Below are 24,083 nucleotides of genomic sequence, written 5' to 3' on the forward strand. Positions count from 1 at the left end.
GCTCAGCGGTATTTGAAGAATTAATCTTCGCGACAAACATAAATAAAATTTTAATATTTTAAAGGCCTTTTGAGCAAATTCGCTCCAATTTTAGCCCCTAAATTTATTCATGCTCTCTCGTATCCTAAGCAAATATTTTTGTCGGTACCATATATCTTTGATAGTCAGAAGGATAGAATCCACATCCTTGCCCTCTCTCCTATCAAACTCATCTGTAGATTGCTTCAACTCATCAAAAAGGCTGAGCTCCATACCATCCACCATTTGCGTTAATTCGGCTAATTTCACCTCATCATGGTCAAATTCCATCTCCATCAAAGCTTCATTCACATCCATCATATCCATCAGGAAGTCCTGCGGCAATACATATTTATCGCCATCGGCAAGTAAATTTTGTAAAGCAAGAATATATTCAATGCGCTTTAAAGGATCAGAAAGCACCTGAAAAGCCTTATTGTTTAGGGTAGAAAGCTCTAATATTTCGGCCTGTTTCTCCTCATCTTCATTCACATAAAAATCAGGATGATAGCGCTTGCTCAGCTCATAGAATTTCTTCTTAAGCTTTTGCTCGTCTATCCCAAAACTTATGGGCAAATCATAAAATTCGAAATAATTAATCTCGCTCATGATGCTTTTAAATGATTCTAATTAATTCGCTTGAAATGGACTTTAATTGATGATGTGCTTGAAAATATCACTTCCAAATACGAATACCATCAGGCTGACTAAAATCACGAATCCTACCATTTGAGCACGCTCCATAAACTTATCGCCCAATGGCTTTCCTTTAATCATTTCAATGATCAAAAAGACTGCATGACCACCATCCAAAGCTGGTATCGGCAATAAATTCATTAGGGCTAGGGCCATAGAAAGTAATCCCACTAGGCTCCAGAATTTCACCCAATTAACGGTCCCACCAAACATAGTTGCAATGCCTATCGGTCCCGTGAAAGCCTTATTTGCCTGCACCTGTCCCGTAGCCACCTTTCCTAAACCTTTGGCATTATCCATGAATGAACCCCAAGCTTTTGAAGCTCCCACAGGCAATGAACTCAAAAATCCGTATTCAACGGTCTCAATTGGGAGATTAAAATATTGAGGAATCGCAATGCCTATCGTTCCATCTTCCCCTACATTGGTTGGTACTTCCAAAGTTTTATTGTCGCGCACAAGACTCAGTGTAATTACCTTGTTTTTATTGGCTTGTACTTCAGATTTAAACTCATCATAAAATACTACAGGCTTCGCATTGACAGCTAAAATACTGTCTCCCACCTGAATTCCTGCTTTTTCGGCATTTCCACCCGGTGCAATTTGAGCTATTCCTGATAATTTTACTCTTGGCTCCACAAACTGTGAAATACCTAAATCTGAAACTTTTTCAAGGATATTTCCAGGAACCTGAATTGTTTTTGTCTCAGCACCACGTGCAACACTCAGTTCGGTATTTCCTAAAAGGACTTTAGAGCTTGTTAATTCATCAAAACGGGCAATAGGCTTACCATTTACCGCTGTAATTTTATCGCCACTTTGAAGTCCGATTTCCTTTCCAATCAAGCCTGGCGCAATCCCATTAGGCAATTTATCATTGGGAATGAAGGTTTCTCCATTTTTTAGGGTGAGCATCCAGAAGATGAAAATACCTAAAACGATGTTTACAGTTACGCCACCAAGCATCACAATTAAGCGCTGCCAAGCTGGTTTTGAACGGAATTCCCATGGTTCTGGCGGACCAGCCAATTGTTCGGTATCCATCGACTCATCGATCATACCTGAGATCTTTACATAACCACCCAAAGGAAGCCAGCCAATACCATATTCGCAGCCTTTATAATTGAAACTGAATAATTTAAAGCCCCAAGCATCAAAAAACAGGTAAAATTTCTCTACCCTGATGCCAAAAGCACGAGCCGCAAAAAAGTGCCCTGCCTCGTGTAAAATGATTAAAATTGATAATCCCAATAACAGCTGACCTGTCATTACTAATCCATCCATGCCTTTTCTTCTATTTTATTTAATTTAATAACTATTATTTATCACTAATTCTTGCGCATAAATGCGTGTATTTTTGTCGCTCTCCATATAATCTTGGAGTGTCGGATTGGCCACAAAAGCCATTTCGCGCATACATTTTTCTATCACATCGCTCATTTGTAGGAATCCAATACGCATATTCAAAAATTCGGCCACAACCACTTCATTGGCTGCATTGATCACACATGGCATATTTCCGCCCTTATTTAAGGCCTCAAATGCTAAAGCCAGGTTGCGGAACGTCTTTTTGTCAGCCTCCTCAAAACTTAAATTGGGATAATCCATAAAGTTAAATCGTGGGAAGCTATTTTCTATCCTTTGGGGATAAGCTAAGGCGTATTGAATGGGTAATTTCATATCGGGAAGTCCCATTTGCGCCTTCATTGAGCCATCTTTAAACTGTACGATGGAATGTACAATGGATTGGGGATGTACAATCACATCAATTTGTGAAGCATCTAGATCAAAAAGCCATTTAGCCTCAATCACTTCCAAGCCCTTGTTCATTAAACTTGCCGAGTCGATGGTAATCTTCTCACCCATCACCCAATTGGGGTGTTTTAGGGCTTCCTTGCGGGAAATGGTGGATAGAAATTCGGCATCCCGCCCACGGAATGGTCCGCCAGAAGCCGTTAAATATATCTTCTCAATGGGATTATGGTCCTCACCTGCCAAACATTGAAAAATGGCTGAATGTTCCGAATCTACGGGTAAAATCTTTACGCCATGTTCCTTCGCCAAACTATAAACTAACTCGCCAGCAACTACTAAAGTCTCTTTATTCGCTAAGGCGATGTCCTTCCCAGCTTTAATGGCAGCTAAGGTGGGAATCAATCCCGCAAAACCGACCATCGCTGTTAAAACTAAGGTGATTTCAGGCTTCGAAAGTACCTCGCAAAGCTCATCTATCCCACATAAAACCTTGGTTTGGCTACTGCTCAAGGCATTTTTAACCTCCGCGAACTTAGATTCATTAGTCACCACAACAAATGGCGGATTAAACTCCAATGCCTGTTTAACGAGTAAATCAGCATTATTATTGGCGGTAAGCACAAAAACTTTAAAGCGATCCGAATTTTGACGAACCACCTCCAATGCCTGCGTGCCAATGCTTCCTGTAGAGCCCAGAATAGCAATATGTTTCATGTTAAATGCTTCGCCAAAATTTGTTGCCATCAAAGGAAATCGGTTATTTTTTAAGCCTGAAAATCAGGAATTGGTTAAAATATTAATTTTTTGAGGAATTTACACTATTTGATAATCCATTTATTCAATTCTTCTGCGATATGTCTGTCATTTGACAAACGCGGGACTTTATTTTGTCCGCCCAGCTTACCCTGACTTTTCATATAATTCCGGAAAGCGTCTTGTTCTAGTTCGCGCATCACTAAAGGCCTCAAAATCTTCCCTTCAATCAGATCGAAATAGTAAACATTCTTCTTTTGGAGGGCTTCATCCACCTTCAGACTAAAACTCGCTAAGTCGGCCGGGGGGCGTGCAAATTCAACGTACCATTCGTGGTAGGGTAGTTCGGAGCCTTCGGGACTAACCTGCGGGGCGACCGTAAATTCGGTGATTTCTACACCTTCTTGGCTTGCCACCGACAAAATAGCATGTTCAACCTCTTCCCCAATTACATGCTCCCCAAAAGCAGAAATAAAGTGCTTAATTCGCCCAGAAACGATGATACGATAGGGGTCTTTCGATACAAATTTCACGGTATCACCGATGCTATAGCCCCATAAACCGGCGCTTGTATTCAGGATTATGGCGTAATTTTTATTCAATTCGACCTCTTCAAGTGAAATACGGGTCGGATTTTCATTAAAATATTCATCTGTGGGGATAAATTCAAAAAAAATACCCGCATCAACGAGTAAAAGCAATCCTTTTTCCTCTTGAGAATCCTGAAAAGCGATAAATCCTTCGGAAGCAGGATAAGTTTCTATAGAATCTACTCTCCTACCGATACTTTCCTCTAAACGAGCACGATAAGGCTCAAAATTTACCCCTCCATAGACAAAAAGTGAGAAGTTTTTGAAGATTTTAGCGATTTTCTTACCTCCCGAACGTGCAATTAAACGGTCGAAATACATCTGCACCCAAGGTGGAATACCAGAAATGAGTCGCATATCTTCGTGGATAGTTTCTTCCACAATAGCATCTACTTTCTCTTCCCAATCATCAATACAATTGGTTTTATAGGATGGTAAACGGTTCTTTTGGAGGTATGCAGGTACGTGATTGGCTACAATTCCAGATAGACGGCCGGTATTTATTCCGTGAATCTTATCTAAAAGCGGACTCCCCTGTAAAAATATAAGCTTTCCATCCACAAAATCAGCCTTACCTGTTTCATGAATATAGCACAAAAGCGCATTTTTTGCGGCCTTAATATGCTCAGGCATAGACTCTTTTGAGATGGGAATATATTTTACACCGGAGGTTGTTCCTGAAGTTTTAGCGAGGTAAAGAGGCTTCCCTGGCCACATCACATGCTCTTCGCCAGCAACTACGCGGTCAATATAGGTACGAAGCTCTTCATAGTCGGCCACAGGCACATTCTTCTTGAAATCTTCATAATTCTTGATTTCTGCGAATGCATGATCCTTGCCAAAAGCGGTGTTTTGTGCCTTGGAGATTAAATGTTTTAACACCTTTTTTTGAGCCTCAAGGGGATTTTTTTTCCACTTTTCAATCTGCTTTACAGCGAGTGCGGCAATCGGTTTTGCTAAAAAAGACTTAATTCCCATCCTTATCCTCCGGATCGTTTAACATAATTTCTTCTTCATCAGTATAATTATTTACCAAATGACGATATGCAATGATCAGAATTATACTTGAGAAAGGAACAGTGAATAGTAGTCCAATAAACAGCGCCATCGCACCCAAAATATTAAGTCCCAACATGACCAAAAACAGCAAGCTGATGAACCAAAAATGGCCTTTTGTGAGGGTCCAACTCTGACTAATTGCCTCTGATGAACCTGATTCCTGATCTACGATAAAACATACCACAAAGCAAAAACGGATGGTAAAAAAGATGATTGGAATAGCAATTAGGATGAATACTGGTAAAAGTTCCCAGCTGAAAGGCTGACTAGTATCAATTTCGGGGGTATTTATGAAATAGATGGAGCTGATAATGGCAATGATACCCACAAGAATTAATCCCACAATCAGTTTAACAATCAAAAAATTGACCGCTTTCAATAAATTGGGCACAAAATCAGGTAGTTCTGGATGATCATCATCATCAATTAACTTAAAAAATACCTGGTAAAATGCGACGGTAAAGAAGGCATCGAACAAGCTAAGAACCACATTTTGAATGAGGGCGGCAGTCCCGGAGCCACCTCCCAAAACCACACCCAATACCCCAGTTATTGTTAAAATAAACAGAAATTGAACGATAGTAAAACCGAGCAAAATCCAAATATTTCTTTTTGCTAGTTCCCAGGCATCCGACAAAATAACGCTCACAGACATCCGCTGATCCATATTTTCTTATTTTCTTAAAATTATTCTCTTCCAAAAATCCTGCATAAAACCTAAGCCGTAGGCAGTGAGCTGCACGAAGGATGCAGCAATGCTCAAAAATGCAACTTTTGCTGATTTGTTTACCTTCCAAGAGTGAAAAAATATCAACAAAATGAAAATTGCTATTAAAGTATTGCAAAATTCGGCTAAAGGGTGAGCAAAAGCATTTAATATCAAGCTAGCCATCAAAAAAAGAGTAAATAATGCCGGGAAAAAATGCACCATTTTCAATTCTGAGGGGAAGTGTTTATAAATATTGATTCTTGCGCGCCCAAAAAAGTGCAATTGCTTATAAAATTGCTTTAAATCTGTCCTGCGTTTATGAAAAACTATTGCATCGGGAATTAAACCTATTTTAAAACCCATGGACTGGATGCGAATACTAAATTCGATATCCTCACCTAGGCGTGTCAGTATAAATCCGCCAGTGCGTTCCCACACTTCCCTCGAAATTCCCATGTTGAAACTTCTAGGATGAAACTGCCCAATATGCTTTTTATTCCCTCTAATTCCGCCAGTAGTAAATGGTGAAGTCATGGAATAACTAATCGCCTTTTGGACTGGGGTGAATGAAGGGTGGGCACCATCGGGTCCGCCATAAGCGTCTAATTGATGCTCCAAAAGGTAGTTTTTAACGATCTCTAAATAATCTATGGGAATGAGACAGTCTGAGTCGAAAATTACAAAATAATCGCCCTTAGCATGCTCAAAACCAAAATTACGCGCAAAACCTTGTCCCCCATTCTCTTTATAAAAATATTTAATATCCAGACTATCAGCATAGCTGTCCACAATGTCTTTGGCATCAATTTTAGAACCATCTTCAATAATCAACACTTCAAACTGAGTATATGTTTGCTGTGTTAAAGTATGAAGTAACTCATCAATTTCTTGAGGCCGGTTATAAAGTGGAATTATAATTGAAAAGAACATGATAAACGCTTTTATTTAAGCAAATTAGGATATTTATTCACAGCAGAAATTAGATGGTCTTTTCAATCTGATAAACATTCCTTTCGGTCGAATTTCTAGAAACCAATTCGGCGATAAAACCAGTAAGAAACAACTGAAAGCCTACAATTATGGCAACGAGCGCGATGTAAAATAAGGGTTGATCCACCACCTCTCGCGTATAGCGGATATGCATGGTGATGTGGTATAATTTCTCAACGATGATCCACAAGGCCATGATGGTACCTAAAAGAAAGCTTAACGCTCCAATGGTACCGAAAAAGTGCATGGGGCGCTTGGCAAATTTCCCCACAAAAAATATGGAAAGTAAATCTAAAAAGCCGTTTATAAAGCGACTGAAGCCAAATTTTGTCGTGCCATACTTACGTGCACGATGCTCCACTACCTGCTCTCCTATCTTTTTGAATCCCGCCCATTTTGCAATTACGGGGATGTAACGGTGCATTTCGCCATAGACTTCAATGCTCTTAACCACATCCTTACGATAAGATTTTAACCCACAGTTAAAATCATGTAAATTATGTATTCCCGACATGCGGCGGGTAGCAAGGTTAAAAAGTTTGGTAGGAATGGTTTTGCTGAGTGGGTCGTGACGTTTTTGTTTCCAGCCAGAAACGAGGTCGTATTTCTCTTCTACAATTTTCCTGTAAAGCTCTGGAATCTCATCTGGGCTATCTTGCAAATCGGCATCCATAGTGATTACAACATCCCCCTGGCAGGCCTCAAAGCCAACATTTAATGCTGCCGACTTCCCATAATTACGGCGGAATTTAATGCCAATAATGAAAGGATTTTCAGTCTTTAATTGTTCAATTACTTCCCATGATTCATCATTACTTCCATCATCAACTAGGATAATTTCATAGCTAAATGAATGTTTATCCATCACCCTACTGATCCAGCTTGTTAGCTCTGGCAGCGATTCTGCTTCGTTGTAAAGGGGGATGATGACGGAGATGTTCATTGGGAGATGTGAGATGTTAGATGTGAGATTTGAGATGTGAGATGTTAGATTTGAGACGTTAGATTTTAGATTAATTAAAACGTGCAAATTTCATCAATAAATTCGATAAAATCTGCACGCTCATTTTAAATTATAAATTATTCTTGTTCTTCTTCAATTGGAGTGGCAAAAATAGGTTCTTCTTTCTTAAAGATGGCTGCAAAAATTAGTGACATCACAAATTGTACGAGTACAGCAATACCTAAGTTCTTAAAAAACTGACCTACTGTAGGGTTGTACTGTTCTTTTATTCCTTCCATTTGCTTGCTTATTGCTTCATCAATTTGGTCTTGTTCCATACCCATATTTTCTAGGGTTTTGCTTGTCCCAGCTTCCATATAACCAGCAACTTTCTCAAATGCTTGTGGCTCTATAAAATTGTAAAAAGCATAATTTACTACTGAATAAAGTAAACCTGCAACAAAAGCCATTAGGAAAATGCCTTTTAAGGCTTCTCTAAAATTCCAAAATCCACCAATTTTCTTTCTTAAATCAAGCGTGAAAAAAACGTAGATTAAAATTGATACAACCATTGATCCGATTCCGAATCCGATAGATCCTAAAAGTGATGGTGCTGCATAATAAACCACAATTCCTACCACTACGGATAAGATACCTACGATAATACCATTTGTACTAGCTTCTTTGTTTAAGTTTTGTTTAGTTAATTCCATGTTTGTTTAATTTTGGTTGTTAAAAGATATAAGTAAAGCATAAACGGCAGAGTCGAAATCAGGGTTTGCACTATATTTAATAAATTCATTAAAATCCTCATCTACAGGATCAGGATCTCTGAAAAAGCCAATCATTGGGTAAAACAATTCCTTTAGTTCAGAATCTTCTGGAATTGAGGAGCTTACACGTGCAACTTCTTTTAAGCTACTCTCTACCAAAATTTGATTGGCAATAACCACTTCATAGATGCGATGCTCATCTTGGAATTCATCCTCATCTACTAATAAAAATTCACGCAAGAAATCGCTCAACTCAGGCTCAATAGCCTCATCCTGACACTCTTGCAAATAAAGAATTACATTGAGGAGCTCGGTACCACGGTCGATGGTTTGCTCTTCAATTTGTTCCCACTCGGGAGATTCTAAATAATCTTCCTCCAGCTTACGCACATCTTCATTGAAGAAATTAATCAATAAAAGATCGAAAAAGAGTTCGCGCAAAGGCTCAAACATAGGATGTTCATCAAAAGCGGCATCCATAGCGGCAAGCTTTTCCATATAAACCTTGTCCGAACTAAAAACAGATACAAGCACCTTCGAAAAAGCCTCCTGATCCTGATTATTTACCGAAGCAAACTGCGCTAAAGCAGAAAGCATGGCTTCTTTTACACTAGTATTCATATGATCTTTTAAGAGATTAAATATTGTTCATTGTTACAAACAAAATTCACCTTGCCTGTTAATTCCTGCCCCATTAGTGGTGAGTTAAATGATTTAGATTTATTCGAATCCTCATTCAAAGTCCATTTTTCTAAGGGGTTAAAAAGTATAAAGTTAGCAGAAATTCCTAAATCAAAAGATGGAATTTCAATTCCCATTAATTTTCTTGGTGAGATGGCTAATTTTTCTACAATTTGCTCGGGACTTAAGCCTGATTTTAATGCTAGAGGCAATACTGTTTGGAGTCCGATGATACCAAAACTAGCAATTTCAAATTCCACATCTTTAAACTCAATTTCATGCGGGGTATGCTGCGAAACAATCGCATCAATGGTGCCATCTTTTAGTCCCGCAATCAATGCTTTTTGATCAGCTTTAGTGCGGAGTGGTGGCTTAACTTTAAACTGACTGTCGAAACCTTCTAAATTTTCTTCGGTAAAAACTAATTGATGTGCCGCCACATCGCAGCTAACTTTCACACCTGCTTTTTTGGCCTTGCGGATTAAATCTACTGTCCGTTCGGTGCTAATCGTGCTAAAATGTATGCGTGCATCATTGTATTCGGCTAAATAAAGATCACGTGAGACCATTAATTCTTCGGCCAGAGATGGGTTTCCCTTCATCCCTAGGAAGGTGCTCATCACGCCCTCATTCATCTTTCCTTTAGCTGCAATGTCTTGATCCTCAGCATAAGAAAAGATTAAGCCATTGAAAGATTTGGTGTAAAGCAAGGCTCTACTCATCAATCCGGCATTCGAAACTGGCTTATTCCCATCCGAAAAGGCAATGGCACCCGAATCTTTCATATCGAACATTTCGGCCAATTCCTTGCCTTCGCGATGATGACTAATGCATCCAATTGGAAAAATATCGACTAGATTATGTTGAGATTTATTCAGCAGGTAGGAAACCTCCGCCTTCGAATGGATGGGAGGCTGTGTATTGGGCATCAAAGCAACAGCAGTAAATCCACCAGCCGCAGCAGCCGCACAGCCCGTATTCATATCCTCCTTCGTCTCTAAGCCCGGTTCTCCAAAATTGGCATTGATATCTAAAAAACCTGGCGATAAAAACTGTCCCTTTGCATCAATAGTGATTAAATTCTTATCTGAAGCATCAATTTTCTTGGCAATTTCAGAAATCTTCCCATCACTGATTAAAACATCAAGTGTTTGTCCGTTTAAAGGACTTTCAGGATGTAAAATGGTGGCCGACTGAATTAAATATTTCTTCAATTTATTTGAGGTTTAATTTGTATTTTATTGTAAAAACGGATCAATAATATCTCTGCTGCGAAAAATAAAAGAGCTAATATCAGACAAACTTTCCATAGTGAGGTGCCCTGATTTACAGTTTTTATCATATTTTCTATGGATGCTTGCTCTGGCTCTATCATTTCAGGTTTATTAGTCCCAAAATTAGCATTTATCTCATTATTGCTAGCATAGCTTAAATCAGATTCGGCCCCCGCATCGTTAAAGGATAAGATAGCGAGCAATCTATCGCCTTTAAATAATTGATAATGACCACTTTCTCTTATTTGATCTTCAACAAAAATTTGCGATAAATGATCATTTTGCCTTAAATCTGGAATAGTTTCATAGGACTCTTTCTTGAGTTTTAGCGTCTGATTGGGGTTTAGAATAATTTTAGGAAGATTGATCAATGTTTCAGCATTTAAATCATAAAATAGCTGCTGCTTTCTGATAGAAATTAAGGCCGATTGATACATGATAGGCACAAAAATGGCATGCTTAGGCAAATTGCTGGATTCATCGTTGAGTGCTACCGCTGACAAATATATTTTTCCTGTACCGACAGCATACTCACTCAAAAATAATTGATTTCCAGGAAGTTCTAAAATATTCTTACGATTTGTTTTGCTTAAAGAAGAGAATTTTAAATACTTTTTTACGGATGGTAAATCCATTTTCGGGATATTTTTATCAAATACTCCTTCAAAGAGAGGATGTTGTAAATTAATGGATGCTACACGCTCTTCCTTAGAAATTACCTGTTCTGGAAGGTCGGTGTTTAGTCCCTGGAGGAAATTTCTTAATCCCGCTTGATCAGCCTTCAAATCAGGAAAAATCATCAATGTGCCGCCTCTTTTGCAATAATCTTGCAGCTGTTGCGATAGTCCCGCGCTCAGCTCCGGCAATTCATTCAAAATCACCAAAGAGTAAGTATCTAATTCTGAATAGTTTACATTTCCTGAGAGATTATTGGTCACGCGGAAGAAGCTATCAGATTGAAACAAGGCATTCAAATAAGCATTTTCTGATGCACCATTAATAATCAAGATGGGCATGGATTGTTCCACTTTAAAACTGAAATAAAATTGATCATCAAAAATCAAAGGGAAATCGGTAATTTCTACACGTGCCTGCTGCCAGCCCGCTTTTAATCCGCTGAAGCTCAGGGTGTCTATAGCGCTAGACCTAGCTTTAATTGAAAGGCTTCCCAAGGCTTTTTGCTCTTTATTGATGAAAAGTTTAATGGGAATATTGAGCGCTTCTTCCTCAGAATTATTCTTTAACCTGACCATTACTTTCTCCAAATCGCCTGGCTTATGAATGTTAGAATTAAACCAAATGGAGTCGATGGAGATATTAGGCTGCGGATTTGACTTTATTCGTATCAATCTGATTGCGAGGGAGCTATCTGCAGGTATTGCATTCTCTCCTAGTATATTTTTCTGGAAATCTGAAATCAGGTAAATGCTTTTACGCGAGTTTGGTTCCTTCGAGAAAACCTCTTTTTGTCGGGAGATGATTTGGTTTATGTTTTTACTGGCGGGACTAATTTGAATTTCTTCAATCGCATTTTGAAATTCTTCTAGGGAGAGTAAGCGTTGGTCTTTACCTTCAAAATCGTTGGTCAGGATTTGAAATTTATCATTCAGGCTATGGGCCGATGCAATTTCTTTGGCTCTACGTTTAGCTTCATCAAGGAGCGTACCTTCTTTATTTTGCGCTTCCATACTGAAGGAATTGTCGATATAAACGCTCAAAACCTGATTTTGGAATGCATTATCTTGAGAGGCAGTCGGGATATACGGCCTTGCGAAAGCCAATACTAGGAATGAAAGCCCTAAAATCCTTGATGCAAGAATTAAACGATCTTTAAGCTGCCTCTTGGAAAATGTTTGCATGTCCACATTTTTCAGAAAGCGCACATTGCTGAAATAAACCTTTTTGAATTTCCGGAAATTGAATAAATGAATAAGGACAGGAATGACGATTGTCACAAGGGCAAATAAAAATCCGGGGGATAGGAATCTCATTAAGAAACAAAATTAATGATAATTAATGGAGTTTGAAAATGGATTGTTTCGCTATGCTCGCAATGAACTGTGTTAAAAAACAAAAATGTTTCTCAAACTATTGTAATAAAAACCTAGAAACAAGCCATTTAGGTTGGTAGATTTTAAAATACCAAATGATTTTTGTATATTTGTTTTCCTCCCAAGCTAATTGGGCCAAAAATATGATTCTAGTTTTCACACATCACGTACATTTCCATCATCGCTTTGCGGCGATGTGATTTTATATACGTTTCTACGTGAAACTGTTTCTTAATATTTTTTTTGGTCTGATTAAAACATAAAATTTGAAAACTCTCAAAATAGCTATCCAAAAATCGGGTAGATTAAACGAAAAATCTGTCGAGCTTCTAAAAAACTGCGGTTTAAGCTTCGAAAATTATAAAAGTTCATTAATTTCTAATGTCTCCAATTTCCCTCTAGAGATACTATTTCTGCGTGATGATGATATCCCTGAATACGTTCAAGATGGTATTGCCGACCTCGGAATTGTAGGCGAAAATGTAATTAGTGAGACTGGTGTAGATGTAGCCTTCCTGCAAATGCTGGGCTTCGGAAAGTGCACCTTAAAACTAGCGGTACAAACGCATAGTACCATAGAAAATATTGCCGACCTCAATGGCAAATCAATCGCTACCTCCTACCCTGTCATCCTAAAAAAATTCTTAGATGAGCAATCTATCAATGCGGAAATTAGGACTATTTCGGGTTCGGTAGAAATTGCGCCGGGCCTCGGACTAAGTGACGCCATTTTTGATATTGTATCAACGGGTGGGACTTTAAAAAGTAATGGTTTAAAACCCTTTGCGGAAGTAATGAAGTCGGAAGCCGTTTTAATTGGACGCAAAGGCATTGAAAATGAAGACCTTATCGTTGAGCTGATTCAAAGAATCCAGTCGGTTTTACGCGCTAAAGAGACTAAATACGTGGTTTTAAACGCAGAAGCTAAAAACTTGGATCAAATTCTAGCGCTTTTACCTGGAGTGAAGAGTCCCACAGTTGTCCCATTAGCTGAACAAGGCTGGGTAGCAATTCACACCGTTATTCCCGAGCGCGATTTTTGGGAAAAGATTAGTCTGCTGAAAAGTGCTGGCGCTCAGGGCATTGTTGTTATGCCAATTGAAAAGATCATCCTTTAAAAGATAAAAACACATGTTGAAAGTCTATAATTTCAAGGATCTTAATCGCAAAGAAATTGAGGAGCTATGCAAGCGTAACAGCGACTCGAACCAGAACATTCGCAGCACCGTTAATGACATCATTGAAGAGGTAAAAAGCAAAGGCGATGAGGCTTTAATTCGCTATGCTGAAAAGTTTGATGGCATTGTGCTAAACAAGCTTTTTCTCGATAAAGATGAGCTGAAAACGATTGCTCAAGGCGCTGGAGAGGCAGAAAAAAATGCTATTCGCACAGCTTACAACAATATTCGTAAATTTCATGAAACGCAAATTCCCACCGAACAGAAGGTTGAAACCACGAAAGGGGTTATCTGCTGGCGTGAATACCGTGCAATTGAGAAAGTAGGTCTTTATATTCCGGGGGGAACCGCCGTATTACCGAGCACCTTTTTAATGCTTGGAATACCAGCCATCTTGGCAGGATGTAAGGAGATTATCGTTTGCTCGCCTCCCCAAAAAGATGGTAAAGTAAATGCCTACCTCGCTTTTTGCGCCGAACTATTGGGAATTGAACGTATCTACCTTGCTGGTGGCGCTCAGGCAGTAGCGGCAATGGCTTATGGTACTGAAAGCATCACCAAAGTGGATAAGATTTTTGGTCCCGGGAACCAATATGTAACCAAAGCCAAAACAATTATTCAATCGGAAAGCCAAACGGCCATCGACATGCCCGCAGGACCATCAGAAGTGCTTGTCATAGCTGATGAGAGCGCAAATCCGGAATATGTGGCTGCCGATCTTCTTGCACAAGCTGAACACGGGATTGATAGTCAGGCGGTATTAGTATCTAATTCTCAGCGTATTATCAATGAAACTATACTTGAATTAGAGCGTCAATTGCCTTTATTGCCAAGAGCAGAAATCGCTGCCAAAGCAATCGCAAATTCTTATGCGGTTTATTGTGCCGACCTACATGAGTCCATGGAATACAGCAATATTTACGCTCCTGAACATTTAATATTGGCTACAGACCAATGGGAAATGATTATTCCCGAAATTATAAATGCAGGTTCTGTTTTCCTTGGCCATTTAACTCCTGAAAGTGCTGGTGATTATGCATCCGGGACAAATCACACTTTGCCCACAAGTGCCTATGCTAGAGCCTATTCTGGTGTTTCGGTAGATTCATTTATTAAGAAAATCACCTTCCAACATATCTCTAAAGAAGGAATTAAAAATTTAGGTCCCACAGTAGAAATTCTAGCTGCTCTGGAAGGTTTAGAAGCACATAAAAATGCGGTTAGTGTCCGTTTAAAAGACAATTAAGATAAATTATTGAATAAAATACTTTAATACAATACGATGTTCAACTTAGAAAATATACTTCGTAAAAATATCAAGGAGCTTGTCCCCTACTCATCGGCAAGAGATGAATTTAAGGGCGAAGCCTCCGTTTTTTTAGATGCCAACGAAAACGCTTATGGCTCGCCGCTAAGCACTAATTATAATCGCTATCCAGATCCATTACAGTACAAGGTTAAAAAGCGACTTTCAGAAATTAAAGGCGTTCCTCCTAGAAATATTTTTTTAGGAAATGGCAGTGATGAGGCTATCGACATCCTTTTCCGTGCTTTTTGCTATCCAGGGAAAGACAATGTGATTACTGTACCGCCAACTTATGGCATGTATGAGGTTTCTGCCAATATCAATGATGTTGAAATCAGAAAAATCAATTTATTGCCTGATTATCAACTAAATATGGAAGGTATTGCTGAGGCGATAGATGAAAATACTAAAATAATATTCATCTGCTCTCCCAACAATCCTACAGGAAATTCGATCAATAGAGAAGATATTGAAACAATTTTGGCCAATTTTAATGGTTTAGTAGTCATTGATGAGGCCTACATCAATTATAGTCGCCAAAAAACCTTTATTCAAGAGCTTACCGAGTATTCCAATTTGGTAGTTTTACAAACCTTATCAAAGGCATGGGGCTTAGCAGGCTTACGTGTGGGAATGGCCTTTGCCAGCGAAGAAATTATTGAAGTATTCAATAAAGTTAAGCCACCTTATAATATGAATGAGGCTTCACAAGAACTGGCTTTAGCTGCACTTCAAAATGTAGATCAAGTAAATAATTGGATAAAAGAAACGGTGACTGAACGCGAAAAGCTTCGCGCAGATTTAGGCCAAATGTCTTCAGTATTAAGTATTTATCCTTCAGATGCTAATTTTATCCTAGTAAAAACAGAAAATCCCACAGAAATTTATCAATTTTTTGTCGAGCGTGGTATAATTGTCCGCGACCGCTCAAAAGTTGCCCTTTGTGAAGGATGTTTACGAATTACTATCGGTACACCACAAGAAAATACAGTTTTAATGGAAGCTTTCAAAAACTTCGAAGAATCAAAAAAGAAATGAAAAAAGTATTGTTTATAGATCGAGATGGGACTTTAATTGTTGAACCACCAGAAGATTTCCAGGTGGATAGTCTCGAAAAACTAGAATTTCTACCTTTCGCAATTTCTTCATTAAAAAAGCTACAAGACTTTGGCTATGAACTAGTTATGGTAAGCAATCAAGATGGACGAGGCACCAGCAGTTTCCCTGAGGAAGATTTCCAAAAACCGCAGCAAAAGATGCTTAACATTCTTAAAAATGAAGGCATTAGCTTTGCTGAAATATTTATTGACGATTCTTTCCCAGAAGCAAATAGTCCCAATCGTAAGCCAAATACCGGCTTATTGACTAATTACCTCATTTCCAACTTAATAGACCTTCATAATTCTTATACCATTGGGGATAGAGAGACGGATATTCAATTAGCACAAAACCTAGGTTGTAAGGCTATTTACTATTCCGATAAAGCGCATGAGCATGCTATATTAACTAGTAAAAATTGGCTTGAAATCAGTAATTTTTTAACTCGAAAACAAGATCGTTTGGTAGAGTTGGAGCGAAATACGAAGGAAACCAAAATAAAGTTAAGCCTTAATTTAGATGGCAATGGAGAGCATCAAATAAACACAGGCTTAAAATTTTATGATCACATGCTCGATCAGTTGGCAAAACATTCGGGCGTAGATCTCGTTCTTACAGTGGAGGGTGATTTAGAAATTGATGAGCATCATACCATCGAGGATAGCGCTATTGCCCTAGGAAAGGCATTTAAGCAAGCTTTAGGAGATAAAAGAGGTATTGAGCGCTACGGATTTTTATTGCCAATGGATGAAGCATTAGTGCAATGTGCCATTGATTTTTCTGATCGTGCCTACTTCATTTATGAAGGCAAATTTGATAGAGAATATGTAGGAGATTTTCCAACCGAGATGTTTGAACATTGGATGAAATCATTCTCTGAGCATGCAGGAATGAATTTAAACCTGAAAATAATTGATGGAGACAATACCCATCACATGATTGAAGCAAGCTTTAAAGCATTAGCAAAAAGTATAAAACAGGCTATACAAATAACTGGGACTGCCCTACCAAGTACCAAAGGAGTTTTATGATTGGGATAGTTTATTACGGTGCGGGGAATATTTTCTCATTAACATCGGCTTTAGACCGACTAGGTTTAAGCTATGGCATGATTCACCATGTTGAAGATTTTGAGAAGTATGATCGCTTTATTATTCCCGGTGTGGGGCATGCAGGCACGGCAATGCAAAAATTAATTGATAGCGGACTCATACCAGCAATCATTCAATTGAAAAAACCGGTGCTAGGCATTTGCGTGGGAATGCAATTATTAAGTAATCATTCTGAAGAAGGCGACTCAAAATTAACGGGTATTATTCCTTTAGAAACAAAGTTATTTAGTGAAACACTTCAAGTAAAAGTACCACATACAGGCTGGAATAAAGTCTTCCAAAATATTGATAATCAATTATTTAAAGACATAGCCAATGGAACGCACTTTTATTTTGTACATTCGTATTTCTTAGAATTTAATTCTAATTTTACCATTGCAGCGGCAGAATACGGAATAAAATTTTCCGCAGCAATCCAAAAAGATAATTTTTACGGCGTTCAATTTCACCCTGAAAAATCAGGTATAGCCGGCGAACAATTAATAAAGAATTTTGCACAATTAAATTAAAGCCATGTATATAATTCCAGCAATTGATATTTTAGATGCTAAGGTTGTCAGATTACGTGAAGGTGATTATGATCAAGTAACATCCTACGATGTTACCTTAGAGGAGATGATTGAGAAATATCAATCAAACGGGACTGAATTCATACATATTATTGATTTGAATGGGGCGAAGGGAGATTTCAGCAATCAGAAATTTCTGTTTGATATCATCAAAAAAACGGATATTAAAATCCAATATGGTGGTGGTGTTCGCAGCATCGAAAAAGTAAAAGAGCTAATTGATGCAGGAATTCACCGTGTAATTGTTGGTACTCAGGCCATTACCAATGCTAATTTCCTTCAGGAATTAAGTCTTGAGATATGTGGCAAAGATAAATGCCAAGATCAGGTGGTTATAGCCATTGATGTTTTAGATGAAGTCATTAAATATTCGGGATGGATGGAAAGCTCGCCCATCAAACTGATGGATTATGTAGATAAATGCCTCAACCTAGGCTTCTTCCGTTTTTTATGCACAGATATTGATAAAGATGGGAAATTGGGTGGTGCTGGAGTGGAGCTCTACAAAAAATTAATGGAACACTCGCCATTCATTAAGCTGATTGCTTCTGGAGGCGTAAGTTCGATGCAGGATATTGAAGATCTTCAAAAAATAAAAGTTGAATCTTGTGTAGTTGGTAAAGCCATATACGAGGGAAAAATATCCATTGAAGAAATTAAGGCCTGGAATTTAAAATCCCTAATAAGCTTTTAAATTTAAGCCATAAGCATACATATCAAGGGTTTTAGGAATTAGTAATCCATGATTTATAATAAAAGATTTGAATACAGCACTAAATACAAAGCAAAGCATCACGCATTTGGGGACTGAACTCGCCAAGCGAATTATTCCTTGTTTAGACGTTAAAGACGGCCGCACCGTTAAAGGCGTCAATTTTGTGGCTTTGCGCGATGCCGGCGATCCTGTTGAGCTTGCCTATCAATATTCTGCTCAGGGTGCCGATGAATTGGTTTTTTTGGATATTACAGCCACTCATGAACGCCGAAAAACGATGGTTGAATTGGTGCGTTCGGTTGCACGACAGATAAATATCCCCTTTACCATTGGAGGTGGAATCAATGAAATTACGGATGCCGATATTCTTCTGAATTCGGGTGCCGATAAAATTTCAGTTAATTCAGCAGCCGTTAGAAACCCAAATTTTATTGATGAATTGGCCCTTGCCTTTGGAAAGCAATTTGTAGTGGTAGCCATTGATACTAAGCATATTAATGGCAAAAATTTTGTCCACCTAAATGGTGGCAGAATTGCAACCGAAATTGAAACCGAAGACTGGATAAAAGAAGTCGAAAATAGAGGTGCAGGCGAAATACTTCTAACCTCTATGGACCATGACGGCACCAAAGCAGGCTTTGACAACGATTTACTTAAGAAAGTCAATGATTCTATAAACATCCCTTTAATTGCTTCTGGTGGTGCGGGTAGCATTCAAGATTTTGTAGATCTATTTAAGCTAAGCAATGTAGATGCAGCCCTAGCAGCATCGGTTTTTCACTATGGGGAGATATTAATTCCCGATTTGAAAAGCGTTTTGCATGAAAATAATATTGAAATTAGGCTTTAAGCCCAAAAATATAAGAAATGACCATTGATTTTAAAAAAGGTGAGGGATTAGTCCCAGTAGTAATTCAAGATGAAAAAACGCTTGAAGTGCTCATGTTGGGATACATGAACGAAGAAGCCTATCAAAAAACAAAAACTGAAGGAAAAGTTACTTTTTTTTCAAGAAGTAAAAACCGACTTTGGACAAAAGGCGAAGAGAGTGGTAATTTCCTTCATGTAGTGTCTATCAAAGAAGATTGCGATCAAGATACGCTCCTGATTAAGGTAAATCCTGTGGGTGCAACCTGCCATAATGGAACCAGATCTTGCTTTGATAGTGAATATAATCAGAATTTCATTTTCGAGCTCGAAAAAATCATTGACGAGCGATATAATCATCCCCTAGAGGGCTCTTACGTTAATAAATTACGTGCAAAGGGCATCAATAAAATAGCACAAAAAGTGGGCGAAGAAGGTGTTGAGACCGTAATTGCAGCACTAAATGAAACTGAGCATGATTTTATTAATGAGGCTTCCGATTTAATCTTCCACTTATTAGTTTTGATGCGCGAAAAGAATGTAAGTCTGTCGAGTATTGCTAAAAACCTAGAAAATAGAAATTCAGGGAAATAAACGCGTAAAGAGCATTTCAAGGAGTAGAAAATGATAAAAATCGAGCACATTGATACCTTATCGGGACATCAAAACCCTATTTACAGCTTAGAGAATTCTCAAAAAAAAGGCATAATTTTCTCTGCAGGAAATGATAAAGGCGTTGTGGAATGGCGCGTAGATGCTCCAGGATTTATCAAAGTTTTATTTCCAGTTAGCTCATCAGTTTATGCATTACATTGTCCTGAGTCGGCACCGTTATTGCTTGCAGGTGAGCGTAACGGACAAGTAGATGTGTTTAATTTTGAAGAGCAAAGAATTAGCGCTGTTTTGCAGTTTCATAAGCTTCCTGTTTTTGACATCAAGACAATCGTTTCGAAAAACGAAATTCTAATCGCATCAGAAGATGGAAGCGTGTCGGTTTGGGACCTTTCTAGCTTTAAAATGCTCTATAACTTCAAGGTTTCCAATCAAACAGTCAGAGTAATTAGTGTTAGTCCCGATGAAAAAACAGTCGCATTTGGTTGTAAAGACAATAGCATTAAAATCTATAATTTAAGTGATTATAGCCTAAAACATGTATTAGATCAACATAGTCTGCCAATTAGCGCCTTGCAATTCTCACCTGATGGACGACAGCTTATTTCGGGTAGTAGAGATGCCCAGATGAAGGTTTGGAGCACGTCTGATTATTCACTCATTCAAAGTATCCCAGCACATTTATATTCCATTTATTCGATTGCTTTTCATCCTACCCTAGCAGTTCTAGCAACTGGAAGTAGAGATAAGAGCATAAAAATTTGGGATTCAGAAAATTTTCAATTATTGAAAACACTAAGTGTTGAAAAGGGCTTTGAAGGCCATCATTTATCCATCAATAAAATTGTGTGGGAGACTGTAAATCAGAAACTTATATCCGTTGGCGATGATAAACTTTTAAAAATTTGGGATATAAAATTTAATGATTAGCAAATAAAAATTAATTTTTTTCTAGGCTAAGAAAAGCGTTTCACAATCCTAAGTTTATGGGTATATCTATTTAATTCAGCATTAAAAATCCCCTGATTATCAATAGGATCAATTCTGACCGTCCCAGATGCATGAATAATGGTTTGATTATCTAACATGATTCCGACATGCGTAATGCGACCTTCATCATTATCAAAGAAAGCAAGATCACCGGTGCGAGCTTCCTGCAAAAAAGCCACTAATTCACCTTGTTCGGCTTGCTGCCATGCATCGCGTTTCAGCTTTATCCCAAATTGTTTGAATACCATTTGAGAAAAACCAGAGCAATCGATTCCGAAGATAGAACGACCGCCCCAAAGGTAGGGTGAACCAAGGTAGAATTGAGCTGAATCTTTTACACCAGATCGAAATTCAGAATATTTGGGATTTACGATTGTACCTTCAATTTTATATCGAGTATCACCTAAATAAAATAGGTCATCTACATGGTGTGGGATTGTTGAACCTGCCAATAGCTTTAAAAGAAGCTGATTATCAGTCTTGTATGCTTTACAAAAAACCTCCAATCCTAAAATGGACTTAGCATTGCTTAATCCATCAAACGCTGTCTGATTGATCTTTACATATTGTTTATTATCAATCCATCCCTCATATTCATCATATTCAGTCAGAATTCGGCTCCACTTTTCTCCAACTTCCAATAAAGTGAAATGATCACCAAATAATAGTTGCGAGCACATTTCGCTTTTATCAGATGCTTCAGTCCTGAGAGGAACTAAAGATAAATTGCACACCCCAAATGATAGATTCATGTTGCAAATAAACCAAATTTTGAGTAAATTAGCTAAGATGATAAAATTCCTATCATTATAAACGCCTAATATTATGGTGAGCCCAGAAAACATTCATAGAATTCTTATCGCGGTTGAAGACAGTCCCTATTCGGAGCAAGCTGTACATTATGGGGTGCTTTTGGCTAAAAACCTCGGTTCAAAAATTACTTTGGTCCACGTGGATGAAATCCCAATCAGCTCCCCCTACTCTGCCGACCCACTATTAAATGAATCGCCAGTAATGATTCCTGAGTTGATGCATATTCAAGAGGAAGCGAGTAAGGCCTTATTTAAGAAAATAGAAGATAAATATGGATCTGAGGTAAAACTTACAACAGTAACAAAAATTGGAAGAGCACAGGATGAGATTTTGGCTGTTGCCGATGATTGCAAGGCAGATATGATCATTTTAGGAACCCATGGCAGGACGGGTTTCGACCATTTTATTTCAGGTAGTGTATCTCAAAGTGTGGCTCGGAAGGCTAAATGTCCGGTATTGATCATACCTAATCCTGAAAAAAAATAGAACAAAAAAAAATGCGATCCGAAAACCGAATCGCATTTTTTATCTAAGAGTATTTTTACTCTACGTGAAGCCAAGCTTTCTTAGCTAGTAATTCTTCACGAGATTCGCGAACATCTTCATCATCTACACAGCAATCTACCGGACAAACGGCAGCGCATTGTGGTTCATCGTGAAAGCCAACACATTCAGTACATTTATCTGGTACTATGTAATATACTTCGTCAGAGATTGCCGATTGAACTTCTTCAGCCTCCAGATTAGTTCCATCACCGAAGTCGATTAAACCTCTAAGCTTAGTTCCATCCGAAAATCTCCATGTTGCACCCGCATCATAAATTGCGTTATTCGGGCATTCAGGCTCGCATGCCCCGCAGTTAATACACTCGTCGGTGATTTTAATTGCCATTTTGTATAATATTCTATTTGTTACGTTAATTTTGCATCAAAACTGAGCAAAAACTCATTTTTAAATGATAGTGCAAATATAACATTATTTGAAGTAAAAAAATTAGATGAGTAAGATTTTGACAAGCAAACAACGAATCGTGGCATTTATACAACTGGGAAAGTTTCTAAAAAACCCAGATGAGCAATTAAAACAATTAATCGCATCAGCAAAACAGTATAATGCATGGTTTACACCAGAAAGTACCGCACAAGCTGTCGAAGCTATTGCTAAGATGCTTAATGAAAGCGATTTAGAGAAATGGATGGGCCAATATCATGGTAAAAGCGATAAACAAAAAGCGATAGGTTTAATCCTTGCCGGAAATATTCCTTTAGTTGGCTTTCATGATATTTTATGTGTTTTAGCCTCTGGAAATAAGGCATTAATTAAATTGTCATCGCAAGACAAGCTTCTTACACCCTATATTTTGAATAAATTGGTGGAGATAGAGCCCGCATTTGCAGAACAATTTGAGTTTATTGAAAGACTTCAAAATTTTGATGCTGTTATTGCCACTGGAAGTAATAATACCTCACGTTATTTCGACTATTATTTTAGTAAAGTTCCAAATATTATTCGCAAAAATAGAAATAGCATTGCGGTATTAAATGGAACTGAAAGTAAGCAAGAATTACATGCACTAGGACATGATATTTTTGATTATTTCGGACTTGGCTGCAGGAATGTCTCGAAGGTTTTTGTCCCGAAAGGATATAAATTCGATACTTTTTTCGAATCTATCGAAGATTTTAAGTCGATTGCCGATCATCATAAATACAATAATAACTACGACTATAATAAATCCATTTTCTTGGTAAATTTGGATAAACATTTGGACAATGGATTTTTATTGGTGAAGGAAGATGAGCGATTTGCCTCCCCCCTAGCCGTTCTCTATTATGAAGAATATGAAAGTATTACAGCGCTAGATAAAAAATTAGTCGAGCAAGCAGATCAAATCCAATGCATTGTTTCAAATGAAAGTTTAAGCATGGATACATTTGCTTTCGGACAAAGTCAATGCCCTGCATTGTGGGATTATGCGGATGGGGTGGATACGATGGGGTTTTTGGAGGGGTTAGGGAGATGAGTTGTCAGTTATCAGTTATCAGTTATCAGTTATCAGTTATCAGGCTAGCGACATCTGGTTACCTGGTGGCTGAGGTTCTCGAAGCCCGGTGGCTGAGGTCTTCTCGAAGCCAAAGACCAGATACCTGAGAAGCGTTCAAATATTCTCCCGCAGATTGCACAGATAAACGCAGAAATATCATTAAAACATTTAGATCTTAACAAAGATCTGCGAAAATCAGCGACATCTGCGGGAGGCAAATAAATTAGCTGGAATTAAGGCCTTTTGTCCTTTCTCTTTGCTCCTTATTCCTTACTCAAACAAGAGTTGTCAGTTGTCAGTTATCAGGCTAGCGACATCTGAAATTCTTTTGTCCTTTCTCTTTGCTCCTTATTCCTTGCTCTAATCTCCGCAATCACAAAAATCATATAAATCATAGTTCAGACAGGTTGTGAGATGTGAGATGTGAGATGTGAGATATGAGATGTGAGATGTGAGATGTGAGATGTGAGAATTTAGCTTAAATTA

The 24,083-nt window shown here is 38.2% G+C and carries 24 protein-coding genes; 11 read left to right on the forward strand and 13 right to left on the reverse strand.

Annotation, left to right across the window (positions count from 1 at the left end; all coding sequences use genetic code 11):
- Positions 1-90 precede the first annotated feature (90 nt).
- The 11 genes from hscB to QZ136_RS04460 form a co-directional block, all read right to left on the reverse strand.
- Positions 91-627 (reverse strand): Fe-S protein assembly co-chaperone HscB, encoded by a 537-nt coding sequence (gene hscB / locus QZ136_RS04410; protein ID WP_291400767.1) that lies wholly within the window; start codon positions 625-627, stop codon positions 91-93.
- Positions 628-669: 42 nt separating this feature from the next.
- Complete coding sequence (gene rseP, locus QZ136_RS04415; protein WP_291400769.1) at positions 670-1,998, reverse strand: RIP metalloprotease RseP; 1,329 nt, start codon at positions 1,996-1,998, stop codon at positions 670-672.
- A 24-nt stretch (positions 1,999-2,022) separates the two neighbouring features.
- On the reverse strand, positions 2,023-3,183 hold the full coding sequence (locus QZ136_RS04420; RefSeq protein ID WP_291400863.1) for a 1-deoxy-D-xylulose-5-phosphate reductoisomerase: 1,161 nt from the start codon (positions 3,181-3,183) through the stop codon (positions 2,023-2,025).
- 104 nt (positions 3,184-3,287) lie between these two features.
- A complete protein-coding gene (locus tag QZ136_RS04425; protein WP_291400771.1) occupies positions 3,288-4,790 on the reverse strand; it encodes a GH3 auxin-responsive promoter family protein in 1,503 nt (500 codons plus the stop codon).
- Positions 4,780-5,538: a DUF975 family protein gene (locus QZ136_RS04430; protein ID WP_291400773.1), complete on the reverse strand. Its 759-nt coding sequence runs from the start codon at positions 5,536-5,538 to the stop codon at positions 4,780-4,782. The genes QZ136_RS04425 and QZ136_RS04430 overlap by 11 nt, the downstream gene beginning before the upstream one ends.
- A 6-nt stretch (positions 5,539-5,544) precedes the next feature.
- Complete coding sequence (locus QZ136_RS04435) at positions 5,545-6,510, reverse strand: glycosyltransferase (RefSeq protein ID WP_291400775.1); 966 nt, start codon at positions 6,508-6,510, stop codon at positions 5,545-5,547.
- Positions 6,511-6,559: 49 nt separating this feature from the next.
- Positions 6,560-7,513 carry a glycosyltransferase family 2 protein gene (locus tag QZ136_RS04440; RefSeq protein WP_291400777.1) on the reverse strand — a complete coding sequence of 318 codons (954 nt, stop codon included), beginning with the start codon at positions 7,511-7,513 and terminating at the stop codon, positions 6,560-6,562.
- A gap of 137 nt (positions 7,514-7,650) precedes the next feature.
- Complete coding sequence (locus tag QZ136_RS04445; RefSeq protein WP_291400780.1) at positions 7,651-8,226, reverse strand: DUF4199 domain-containing protein; 576 nt, start codon at positions 8,224-8,226, stop codon at positions 7,651-7,653.
- Between the two features lie 6 nt (positions 8,227-8,232).
- Positions 8,233-8,907, reverse strand: coding sequence for a hypothetical protein (locus tag QZ136_RS04450; RefSeq protein WP_291400782.1), 675 nt, complete (start codon positions 8,905-8,907; stop codon positions 8,233-8,235).
- An 8-nt stretch (positions 8,908-8,915) separates the two neighbouring features.
- Positions 8,916-10,181, reverse strand: coding sequence for a dihydroorotase (locus QZ136_RS04455; RefSeq protein WP_291400784.1), 1,266 nt, complete (start codon positions 10,179-10,181; stop codon positions 8,916-8,918).
- Positions 10,178-12,232 carry a BatA and WFA domain-containing protein gene (locus QZ136_RS04460; RefSeq protein WP_291400786.1) on the reverse strand — a complete coding sequence of 685 codons (2,055 nt, stop codon included), beginning with the start codon at positions 12,230-12,232 and terminating at the stop codon, positions 10,178-10,180. Before QZ136_RS04460 ends, QZ136_RS04455 begins: the two co-directional genes overlap by 4 nt.
- A gap of 326 nt (positions 12,233-12,558) precedes the next feature.
- On the opposite strand from QZ136_RS04460, the gene hisG reads away from it, so the two are divergent.
- The 9 genes from hisG (at position 12,559) to QZ136_RS04505 (ending at position 20,679) form a co-directional block, all read left to right on the forward strand.
- Positions 12,559-13,410 carry an ATP phosphoribosyltransferase gene (gene hisG / locus QZ136_RS04465; protein WP_291400788.1) on the forward strand — a complete coding sequence of 284 codons (852 nt, stop codon included), beginning with the start codon at positions 12,559-12,561 and terminating at the stop codon, positions 13,408-13,410.
- Positions 13,411-13,423: 13 nt separating this feature from the next.
- Positions 13,424-14,716, forward strand: a complete 1,293-nt coding sequence (gene hisD / locus QZ136_RS04470) for a histidinol dehydrogenase (protein WP_291400790.1) — start codon at positions 13,424-13,426, stop codon at positions 14,714-14,716.
- Between the two features lie 36 nt (positions 14,717-14,752).
- Positions 14,753-15,814: a histidinol-phosphate transaminase gene (gene hisC, locus QZ136_RS04475; protein WP_291400792.1), complete on the forward strand. Its 1,062-nt coding sequence runs from the start codon at positions 14,753-14,755 to the stop codon at positions 15,812-15,814.
- A complete protein-coding gene (hisB, locus tag QZ136_RS04480; RefSeq protein ID WP_291400794.1) occupies positions 15,811-16,905 on the forward strand; it encodes a bifunctional histidinol-phosphatase/imidazoleglycerol-phosphate dehydratase HisB in 1,095 nt (364 codons plus the stop codon). Before hisC ends, hisB begins: the two co-directional genes overlap by 4 nt.
- Positions 16,902-17,495, forward strand: coding sequence for an imidazole glycerol phosphate synthase subunit HisH (gene hisH / locus QZ136_RS04485; RefSeq protein WP_291400795.1), 594 nt, complete (start codon positions 16,902-16,904; stop codon positions 17,493-17,495). The genes hisB and hisH overlap by 4 nt, the downstream gene beginning before the upstream one ends.
- A gap of 4 nt (positions 17,496-17,499) precedes the next feature.
- Positions 17,500-18,249, forward strand: coding sequence for a 1-(5-phosphoribosyl)-5-[(5-phosphoribosylamino)methylideneamino] imidazole-4-carboxamide isomerase (locus QZ136_RS04490; RefSeq protein WP_291400797.1), 750 nt, complete (start codon positions 17,500-17,502; stop codon positions 18,247-18,249).
- Between the two features lie 67 nt (positions 18,250-18,316).
- Complete coding sequence (hisF, locus tag QZ136_RS04495; protein WP_291400799.1) at positions 18,317-19,120, forward strand: imidazole glycerol phosphate synthase subunit HisF; 804 nt, start codon at positions 18,317-18,319, stop codon at positions 19,118-19,120.
- Between the two features lie 17 nt (positions 19,121-19,137).
- Complete coding sequence (gene hisIE / locus QZ136_RS04500) at positions 19,138-19,731, forward strand: bifunctional phosphoribosyl-AMP cyclohydrolase/phosphoribosyl-ATP diphosphatase HisIE (protein WP_291400802.1); 594 nt, start codon at positions 19,138-19,140, stop codon at positions 19,729-19,731.
- Positions 19,732-19,761: 30 nt separating this feature from the next.
- A complete protein-coding gene (locus QZ136_RS04505; RefSeq protein WP_291400804.1) occupies positions 19,762-20,679 on the forward strand; it encodes a WD40 repeat domain-containing protein in 918 nt (305 codons plus the stop codon).
- A 26-nt stretch (positions 20,680-20,705) separates the two neighbouring features.
- Here QZ136_RS04505 and QZ136_RS04510 read toward each other — a convergent pair whose 3' ends face one another.
- Positions 20,706-21,491, reverse strand: a complete 786-nt coding sequence (locus QZ136_RS04510) for a C40 family peptidase (protein ID WP_291400806.1) — start codon at positions 21,489-21,491, stop codon at positions 20,706-20,708.
- A 73-nt stretch (positions 21,492-21,564) separates the two neighbouring features.
- Here QZ136_RS04510 and QZ136_RS04515 point away from each other — a divergent pair, with 73 nt between their 5' ends.
- Positions 21,565-22,038 (forward strand): universal stress protein, encoded by a 474-nt coding sequence (locus QZ136_RS04515; RefSeq protein ID WP_291400808.1) that lies wholly within the window; start codon positions 21,565-21,567, stop codon positions 22,036-22,038.
- 55 nt (positions 22,039-22,093) lie between these two features.
- Here the strand turns inward: QZ136_RS04515 and QZ136_RS04520 are convergent, their stop codons facing one another.
- Entirely contained in the window at positions 22,094-22,444 is a 351-nt protein-coding gene (locus tag QZ136_RS04520; protein ID WP_291400811.1) for a 4Fe-4S dicluster domain-containing protein, read from the reverse strand.
- A gap of 106 nt (positions 22,445-22,550) precedes the next feature.
- Between QZ136_RS04520 and QZ136_RS04525 the strand changes: the two genes are divergently transcribed.
- Positions 22,551-23,576 (forward strand): acyl-CoA reductase, encoded by a 1,026-nt coding sequence (locus QZ136_RS04525; RefSeq protein ID WP_291400813.1) that lies wholly within the window; start codon positions 22,551-22,553, stop codon positions 23,574-23,576.
- Positions 23,577-24,083 lie beyond the last annotated feature (507 nt).

Source organism: Daejeonella sp. (assembly GCF_017495225.1).
Taxonomy (GTDB): Bacteria; Bacteroidota; Bacteroidia; order Sphingobacteriales; family Sphingobacteriaceae; genus Daejeonella.